Annotated in this window: 8 protein-coding genes and 1 pseudogene; 3 read left to right on the forward strand and 6 right to left on the reverse strand. The window is 61.0% G+C overall.

All coding sequences use genetic code 11. The annotated features are described in order from the left end of the window. Nucleotides 1-209 (reverse strand): annotated as a pseudogene (locus ACFFAR_RS18080) (hypothetical protein); the annotation flags it as partial. Between the two features lie 33 nt (nt 210-242). Beyond that, nucleotides 243-1,358 (reverse strand): aryl-sulfate sulfotransferase, encoded by a 1,116-nt coding sequence (locus ACFFAR_RS18085; protein WP_174362737.1) that lies wholly within the window; start codon nt 1,356-1,358, stop codon nt 243-245. Between the two features lie 102 nt (nt 1,359-1,460). On the opposite strand from ACFFAR_RS18085, the gene ACFFAR_RS18090 reads away from it, so the two are divergent. Further along, nucleotides 1,461-2,405 carry a LysR substrate-binding domain-containing protein gene (locus tag ACFFAR_RS18090; RefSeq protein ID WP_174362736.1) on the forward strand — a complete coding sequence of 315 codons (945 nt, stop codon included), beginning with the start codon at nt 1,461-1,463 and terminating at the stop codon, nt 2,403-2,405. A gap of 240 nt (nt 2,406-2,645) precedes the next feature. On the opposite strand, the gene ACFFAR_RS18095 is transcribed toward ACFFAR_RS18090, so the two are convergent. The 4 genes from ACFFAR_RS18095 to ACFFAR_RS18110 all read right to left on the reverse strand — a co-directional run bounded on the left by ACFFAR_RS18095 (nt 2,646) and on the right by ACFFAR_RS18110 (nt 5,292). Continuing rightward, entirely contained in the window at nt 2,646-2,927 is a 282-nt protein-coding gene (locus ACFFAR_RS18095) for a DUF3325 family protein (RefSeq protein WP_174362735.1), read from the reverse strand. After that, on the reverse strand, nt 2,927-4,558 hold the full coding sequence (locus tag ACFFAR_RS18100; RefSeq protein WP_174362734.1) for a PepSY domain-containing protein: 1,632 nt from the start codon (nt 4,556-4,558) through the stop codon (nt 2,927-2,929). Before ACFFAR_RS18100 ends, ACFFAR_RS18095 begins: the two co-directional genes overlap by 1 nt. Further along, nucleotides 4,558-4,854: a DUF3649 domain-containing protein gene (locus tag ACFFAR_RS18105; protein ID WP_174362733.1), complete on the reverse strand. Its 297-nt coding sequence runs from the start codon at nt 4,852-4,854 to the stop codon at nt 4,558-4,560. Before ACFFAR_RS18105 ends, ACFFAR_RS18100 begins: the two co-directional genes overlap by 1 nt. Nucleotides 4,855-5,070: 216 nt before the next feature. Continuing rightward, nucleotides 5,071-5,292, reverse strand: a complete 222-nt coding sequence (locus ACFFAR_RS18110) for a hypothetical protein (protein WP_174362732.1) — start codon at nt 5,290-5,292, stop codon at nt 5,071-5,073. A 291-nt stretch (nt 5,293-5,583) separates the two neighbouring features. On the opposite strand from ACFFAR_RS18110, the gene ACFFAR_RS18115 reads away from it, so the two are divergent. Together ACFFAR_RS18115 and ACFFAR_RS18120 are read left to right on the forward strand one after the other, a co-directional pair. Next, complete coding sequence (locus ACFFAR_RS18115) at nt 5,584-6,279, forward strand: gluconate 2-dehydrogenase subunit 3 family protein (protein WP_174362731.1); 696 nt, start codon at nt 5,584-5,586, stop codon at nt 6,277-6,279. A gap of 75 nt (nt 6,280-6,354) precedes the next feature. Further along, a partial coding sequence (locus tag ACFFAR_RS18120) for a GMC family oxidoreductase (RefSeq protein ID WP_375508217.1) occupies nt 6,355-8,111 on the forward strand: 1,757 nt, incomplete at its 3' end.

Genomic DNA, 8,111 nt, shown 5'->3' on the forward strand with positions numbered 1-8,111 from the left:
AACGCGCTGACGAAGTACACGGCCGGCGGGCTCGTCGCACCGATCAACTGGACCGTGAGCTCAGCGGGCAGCGACAACATCCTGGCGACGAGGAAAACCGCCGTGATCGGCGATGCCGCCATCGATAAAACATGTTGTAAGCCGAACAGCACGAGTTGCCATGCGGGCAGGCGTGCATCGACGGGATCTCGTGCTGGATCAGGACTCATGGCCCCTCCGGAAGTCAGGCGCGTCGGCATGGTTCAGGCCGGCAGCCAGGGCAATTGCTCGCGGCTGTACCGGAGGGTCTGGAACACGCTGTTCAACTGGCCGGGACCGGTCTTGCGTGCGGCTTCATCGGGGTATTGATCAAACCACGGAATGATGTATTCCCAAACCACTTCGCCTGCGGGCGTGACCTCGAACAGGCGGCCTGTCGCGGACTCCGTCACGTGCGTATTGCCGTTGGGCAGGCGCTGCGCGTTGCCCATGAAGGGGCTGTAGAACACGTTCACGACATCGTCGGCATAGGACCACACGACCGCGTTGTTCGAGGGATCGATCTCGAGCACGCGCGAGAACGCGACGTGCGCGCCAGTGCGAAAGTTGCCGTTATCGAAGGTGAGGATGTTGCCGTTCGGCAGCGCCACCGGCGCGTGCTGGTGCGACACCACGCTGGGCGGAATATGCATGGCGAGCGCCCCCGTCGGCTTGTCCACTGCGATGATGCCGGAGGTCGTCCGCAAGCTCATGAGCACCTGGCCCTGTGCGTTGACACCGATGCCGTTCACGAGCGGCCAGTGGTATCGGCCGAAGCCCGGGGCGATCGGGAAGTCCTCGGGATTCAAATGTTCCCAGGCTTTCCATTCCCATATGACTTCACCCGCACGATTCACTTCGCGGATGACGTCGCCATACATGACTTCGTCGGGTCCGTGTGCCGTGCCACCGGGTACTCGCCCAGCGAAGCCGGGTGGAACTGGCGCGCAGGCCGAATAAAGGAGGTGACCATTGGGAAGCCATTGCGCGTCGTGGTGATGCGCAGGATCTTCGTAGCGCCAGACCACTTCGCCTTGCGGTGTGACTTCGGAGAAATCGCCGCCGTGCCACATCGACCAGGGCGCATAGAGATCGGGCGAATGTGCATGGCTGCCGTTGTAGCCGAGGTTGCCATTAGGCAGGATCACAGCGTGACGTCCCGGGCGCACGGGCATCTTCCATTGATGCACGACCTCACCTTGTATATCGACGAGATAGACATGACCCCCGCCCGTTTGCGGCGCGATCAGGGTATAGCCATGCGCTGATAGCGCGGGATCATGGGCGATAAGACCGACGCCGCGGCGTCGCTGGGTAATCTGGTCTACGGACGTTGACACGTTGAACTCCTTTGATGACGAAGCCCAATGTAGGGGATACTGGCTGTCAGGAAAATATGATTATTCTTTACGGCCCGTTCGGAAAAAACATACACCCGATCCATGCGCTCAATATCACAGACATTCCGATGCTTCGACGAAGTCGTCCGCCGCGGTTCCATCCGAAAAGCTGCTCAGGCGCTGCATTTGACGGCGGCGGCCGTGCACCAGCAAATCATGAATCTTGAAGAACAGGTCGGCACGCCGCTGTTCGACCGGCTGCCGCGTGGCATGAAATTGACCACGGCCGGCGAGATCGTGATCGCAGCCGTACGACGCGGGCAACGTGACTTCGACAACGCCATGACGCAGATAGAAGATCTTCGCTCGCTGCGCCGCGGTCATATCAACCTCGCGGTGTCGCCTTCATCGGCCGAACACATGGTGCCGGAGGCCATCGAGGCGGCCATCAAGAGTTATCCCGGGATCACCTTCAGCGTGCGCTCCGGCAATGGCGAGAGCATCCTGAAGTGGGTCGAGACGGGCGAGGCTGACATTGGCTATGGCCTGCGCCGCAAGCCGCCGCCAGGCGTAGTCGAAGTGCGGGCGTTCGCTCAGCGTCTGGGGCTGGTCGCAGCGCCCGGTCATCCGTTGTGCGAGCTGGACAGGCGGCCTCGGTTGCGCGACTGTCTCGACTATCCCCTGATCCTGATGACACCCGACACGGAATTGCGCGCAATGGTCGATCAGATCGATCATCGGGAGCAGAGAAAGGCGCGCCCGCTCGTCGAGACCAGTTCGGTCTCGATGGTTCGGCGTCTGGTGGCCAATGGCCTGGGTATCGGCTTCCTGATAGCCGAGAACGTGGCGGAAGACGTCGAACAGGGACGACTCGTGTGGACTGCGCTCTCGGATGCGGGAGCCAAGTCGTTCAGTTGCCTTTATCAGCGATCAGACTTGACCACGACGACAGCCATGGGCATGTTCCAGGAGTTTCTGGGGCACGCGATTACTCGCATGGAGGAGCGCTTTGAGTCTCAAGGCGTCTCCGCAAAATCACAACGATGATCCGCCCGACTGGAATCAGGTCTTGCGGATTTCGCAGAAAGGGTGAGAGCACACGGCATGCGACCGGCTTCTTGCATTCCAGAGTGAACCGCGTCCCAGTTTGCTGGGCGGAGTTTCGCTTGGCCAATCCCTTGATCCGGCAAGATTCATGCGCCGCCCAATTCAACGTTGCGTGCGAAAGCCGGACGCGCTGCGCTGGACGCTGCATCGAATGCTGCCTGGCGCGACCGGCAAACGTTATTAACCGCGTGCACTCCGCCTGCCCCGCAGGATCAGCACGCCGTAAACGATTCCGGCCGCAAGACTCGTGCAACCGCTGAAACTGACGAGTCCCATCGCCCACCCTTCGTCGCCGACTACGAAACTGAGCGCCAGCAAAATCCCGCACCAACCTGCTATCCGGAACCTGCGCGACTGACCTTCGCGCATTTTCCGTCCGAATACCGTCTCCTGATGCCGCTCCATGGCAAGGGCGAGAAACGCAAAGGACAGTACGCAAATGATCAAGGCCAATCCATGCATCACGTGCTCTCCTCTTCTGCTTCCCGTACTGCAACCCGGCGCCCGGCCGCGCTTCTTGCCACAGCCTTCACGCGTGGCCGATGACGCCCCGTGCGGACCGCCAGCGCCGCATGCAGCGCCGCGAACGCCCACATCACCAGATCGAAGCCCACGAACACCCAGTCGCCTTGCGCGATGGAATGCCACAACGGCCGTTGCGTGGTGAGCGCATTGAGCAAGGGCAAGAACGCCAGCAAGCCGGCCGCGAACCACAGCAATTCAATCCAGGCGCGCTTTGCAGGCCGTGCAAGCGTGTACAGCAAGGTTGCCGCCCATATCGTGAAGAACAGGTTGATCTCTGCTTCCGGGCGCTCGGGCATTGCCACGGGCAGCAGCCGGTTGGCCCACAGGAACCCCGTCATCGCGATGGAAAGCCCCGCGATGCTCGCAATATTCAAACGCTCGACGAGCCAGAAGCCGAAATAAGGCCGCGCAGGATCAGGCAGCTTTTGACGCCGTTTGACCGTCCACATGACGAGGCCGGTGCCTACCATCGCCGTGCCGGCAAGACTCACGATGAAATACAGCCAGCGCAACTGCAGCCCGCTGAACCGGCCGAGGTGCAACGCATACAGGACGCCGCGCGTTTCCGCCGCCGCGCCGACGCCGCCTTTCACTTCGATCAGCTTGCCGGTCGCGCCGTCGAACAACAAGTATTGCGGGCTCATGGAAACACGTGCTGCGTCCCCGCGCGAAACGGCAACGCGCGCCGCGCTATCGCCGGGATGGGTGATCGTCACGCGCCCGGCATTGCCGCGTCCCCAGCGGGCCTCGGCTTCACGCACCATCGGGCCGACTGGCGCAAGCGGCGCTTTCTGTCCGCTCGGCTTGCCCGGCTGGATGAAGGCGCTCAACTGCGTTGTCATCTGCTGGCTCTCTGCCGGCGTCCTGAACGCGGCCTGGGACCCGAACGGCATGTACATCGCCATCAGGGTAACGAGGCCGGTGTAAGTGATCATCAAGTGGAACGGCAGCCCGAAGACCGAAAGCGCGTTATGCGCATCGAGCCATGAACGTTGGCCCTTGCCCCATCGGAACGTGAAGAAGTCGACAAAGATCTTCTTGTGCGTGATCACGCCGCTAATAATGGCGACCAGCATGAACATCGCACAGAAGCCCGCGATCCACCGTCCCCATGACGCAGGCATGTAGTAGAACTGGAAGTGGAACCGATAAAAAAAGTCGCCGCCGAGCGTGTCGCGCACCGTCACTTTCTGGCCGGTGTCGACGTCGAAGCTCGCTTCCTGGAACGCACGTTTGCCGGTCGCAATACCCGGCGTGCGCCAGAACGAACCAATCACGCTGCTTCGTTCATTGGGCAGATCGAAACTCCACTGCGCGCTGCCTGCGGCAAGCGTACCGAGCGTCGTGGCCACGCGCTCGGCCGTCAGCGCAGCATCGGGCGGCGCTGTCCGGTGCGCAACTTCAGGCCGCATCCATTGCGTTATTTCTTCCTTGAAGTAGCTGACCGTGCCGGTAAGGAACATTGCGTATAGAATCCAGCCGACAAGCAAGCCCGTCCATGTATGCAGGTCGGACATGCTCTGGCGGATGCCGCGGGCCTGCGGCTTCGGGTTGGAAAATGCCTTCATCAGACATGCCCTCCCGACCACACGGTCCAGGCTGCACACAACAACGGCAGCGCCGCGACCAGACATCCGGTCCACGCACGCAAGGCGCTGCGCACCGCAAACACCCAGATCACAGCGCAGACATACACGATAAAGCTGGCAAGCATGCCCGTCAGGACCGCTTGCGGTTTGCTGATCGGCAATGCAAGGGTCGCCACGCTTGTCAGTGCAGCGAGCGCGTAGCCGCCGAAGATGGCGCATACGATGCGCGACACCAGCGGCCCCACGCGGGTGAATCGAGTGATGACGATGTTCATTTGCTTGCAGTGTCTTGCGTTGTCATGCTGGAGCCATTGAAAGTCGATCTGCGCCGACAACAGCAACGTGCGCGGCGCAGCGCGGCCACCGTTGCATACGTGCCGCTCACGAGCCAGTAGTTATCGATGAACACGTTCTTCAATCCGCGTCCGATAACGCGCGCCGACATTCGTGCGCGTCCAGCCGGATACCTCGATGCGGTTGGCCGCATCGAATTACGGCGAAGAGGTGGTGATGACCCGCCCGTTCAGGCTCAGGCCCGGCACCCACGGCAGGTCCCAGCCAACGCCGAAGTTGATCGCGCGTTTCGGCACGCCGTCCGCGTCGTGGAACGTCACGCTTGCCATCAGGCGCAGGCCGTTCAGCACGTCGCCGCAGGTCGCGAGTTCCAGCCCGCAGTTGCGCTGTTTGCCGTCGAAGCTGCAGACCGTGGTCACGGGGTCCGTGACCGCACTCGGGCGCGCCAGCCCCTGGCTCAAATGCAAATGATTATTATTAACAAAAATGACGGGCAAGTGTCAAGTTTGTTGTCTGCGTGTGATCGGCCACCGGAATCTTCTTAGGATCAGCCAAGCACCAGCCTCCCCAATGATTACTTGAATCTTACGTTTGTTTTTATATTTTCAATTCTTGCAAAGGTGTTTATCGGGCGGCTTCGGCGCGCCTTTCAAAGTGGCCAGTCATAATCCCACCCCTTGAAGACCGCTCGCCATTCTGGATACTCGATAATGAAAACCATCGGCATCTCCCCTGCCCGGCGCGCGTTTCTCCGCGATGCACTTGCCATGGCGCCGGCCGCCGTCGCGGTTGGAACAGGTGTGGCCGGTTCCACACTCGTGAAGGCTGCCGACGCCCAACCTTACAAGCCGGCCTACTTCACCGCCCAGGAATGGACCACGCTCAATGCGCTGGTTGACCGGCTCATTCCCGCCGACGCACAAGGCCCGGGCGCGGTCGAGGCCGGCGTGGCGGAGTTCATCGACTTGCAGATGAACCAGCCGTATGGCTTCGGGGCGCTCTGGTACATGCGCGGTCCGTTCGTAAGAGACACATCGCCGCTGATGGGCTACCAGCTCGAATTCTCGCCGCGCACGCTGTACCGTTCGGCGCTCGCCGGTTTCGACAAGGCAGTCATCGCCAGGCACAACAAGCCTTTTAACGATCTCGACGACGCCGCTAAAGATGCGCTCATCGGCGAACTCGAACACGGCAAGCTGGCAATCGGCGACGTCCCGCCCGCCGACTTCTTCGCGCAGTTGCTGCAGAACACGCACGAAGGCTATTTCTGCGATCCGAAGCACGGCGGCAACAAGCACATGGACGCGTGGCGAATGATCAATTTCCCGGGCGCACGCGGCGATTACATCGACTGGGTCGAGCAATACGGCAAGCGTTATCCGCTGCCGCCGGTTTCCATCGGCTGAACGGGGCGCCTGATCTTTGCCCGGTTTTGGAACCGGTTCCATAAGCGCAGATGCTGACAAACAAGGACACATTGCATGGCCGATTTAAAGATGAAGCCCGTGGACGCCGTGATCGTCGGCTTCGGCTGGACCGGCGCCATCATGGCGAAGGAACTGACCGAAGCCGGCCTGCACGTGGTTGCACTGGAGCGTGGCGCGTATCGCGACACCTACCCGGACGGCGCGTATCCGAAGACGCTCGATGAGCTGACCTATTTGCAGCGCTGGAAGCTGTTCCAGGACATGTCGAAGACGAGCTTCACGTTCCGCCATTCCCTGAACGACACCGCGTTGCCGTATCGGCAGATTGGCGCCTTCAAACCGGGTGAAGGCGTGGGCGGCGCGGGCCTGCACTGGTCCGGCCAGCATTGGCGCGTGTATCCGGAAGAGCTTCGTCTCAAGTCGCACTACGAGGAAAAGTACGGCCGCAAGTTCGTGCCAAACGGCATGACGCTGCAGGACTTCGGCGTAACTTACGAAGAGCTGGAACCGCACTTCGATTTCGTCGAAAAGATGATGGGAACGTCGGGCCAGGCGTATCGCGTGAAAGGTCAGATTGTTGCGAACGGCGTGGGTAATCCGTTCGAAGCAAACCGCTCGGACAACTTCCCGCTGCCGCCGCAAAAGACGCCGTACACCGCGCACTTGTTCGAACTCGCCGCGCGGGAAGTGGGTTTTCATCCGTTTCAGGAACCGTCGGCGAACGTTGCGCAACCCTACACGAACCAGTACGGCTGCCAGATGGGTCCGTGCAACTTCTGCGGTTTTTGTTCGGGCTTCGCCTGCTACAACTATTCGAAGGCATCGCCGAACGTCAACATCCTGCCTGCGCTGAAACAGGTGCCGCTGTTCGAATTGCGATCGAACTGCAACGTGCTGCGCATCAACCTGGACAGCAGCAAAAAGAAAGCGACGGGCGTGACATATGTGGACATCAAGGGCAATACCGTCGAGCAGCCCGCAGCGCTCGTGATTGCCAGCACGTTCGCGTACAACAACGCGCGGCTGTTCCTGCTCTCGGGCATAGGCAAGCCGTATGACCCGAAGACAGGCCAGGGCGCAGTCGGCAAGAACGTCGCCTATCAGACGATGTCCACCGTGCGCATGTTCTTCGGGCAAGGAAAGAACACGAACGGGTTTATTGGTGCCGGTGGCAACGGCGTGGCATTGGACGATTTCAATGCCGACAACTTCGATCATGGCCCGCTCGGTTTCGTGGGCGGCGCGCCCGTCTGGTGCAACCCGGCCGGCGTGAAGCCGATCTCCGGCATTCCTGTTCCGACCGGCACGCCCAAGTGGGGCGCGCAATGGAAGACGGCGGTGAAGGACAACTACACCAATACCGTCTCGTTCGATGTTCACGGCGCGAACATGGTCTACGCCGACAACTATCTCGATCTCGACCCGACCTACACCGACAGCTTCGGCCAGCCGCTGTTGCGCTTCACCTTCGACTGGAAAGAAAACGATATCCGCATGAGCCAGTACGTCACCGGTCAGATGCAGAAAGTCGCCCACGCGATGAACCCCAAGTCCATCCAGACGAGCGTGATGAACATCGGCGATCACCTCGACCTGCGTCCGTACCAGACGACGCACTGGGCAGGCGGCGTTGCGATGGGAACCGACCGCAACACGAGTGTGCTGAACCGCTACCTGCAGAGCTGGGACGTGCACAACGTCTTCGCGGTGGGCTCGGGTGTGTTCCCGGTGGGTATTGGCTATAACCCGACGGGGCTGGCGACTGCCCTCGCCTACTGGTCCGCCAAAGCCATTCGCGAGCAATACCTGAA

Origin of the sequence: uncultured Caballeronia sp. (assembly GCF_964243625.1) — a bacterium.
In the GTDB taxonomy this organism is placed as follows: Bacteria; Pseudomonadota; Gammaproteobacteria; order Burkholderiales; family Burkholderiaceae; genus Caballeronia.

Excerpts from the sequence above, each read along its gene's own strand:
- ACFFAR_RS18090 (WP_174362736.1), top strand. The coding sequence starts at position 1,461 with ATGCGCTCAATATCACAGACATTCCGATGCTTCGACGAAGTCGTCCGC.
- ACFFAR_RS18095 (WP_174362735.1), bottom strand. The coding sequence starts at position 2,927 with ATGCATGGATTGGCCTTGATCATTTGCGTACTGTCCTTTGCGTTTCTC.
- ACFFAR_RS18100 (WP_174362734.1), bottom strand. The coding sequence starts at position 4,558 with ATGAAGGCATTTTCCAACCCGAAGCCGCAGGCCCGCGGCATCCGCCAG.
- ACFFAR_RS18105 (WP_174362733.1), bottom strand. The coding sequence starts at position 4,854 with ATGAACATCGTCATCACTCGATTCACCCGCGTGGGGCCGCTGGTGTCG.
- ACFFAR_RS18115 (WP_174362731.1), top strand. The coding sequence starts at position 5,584 with ATGAAAACCATCGGCATCTCCCCTGCCCGGCGCGCGTTTCTCCGCGAT.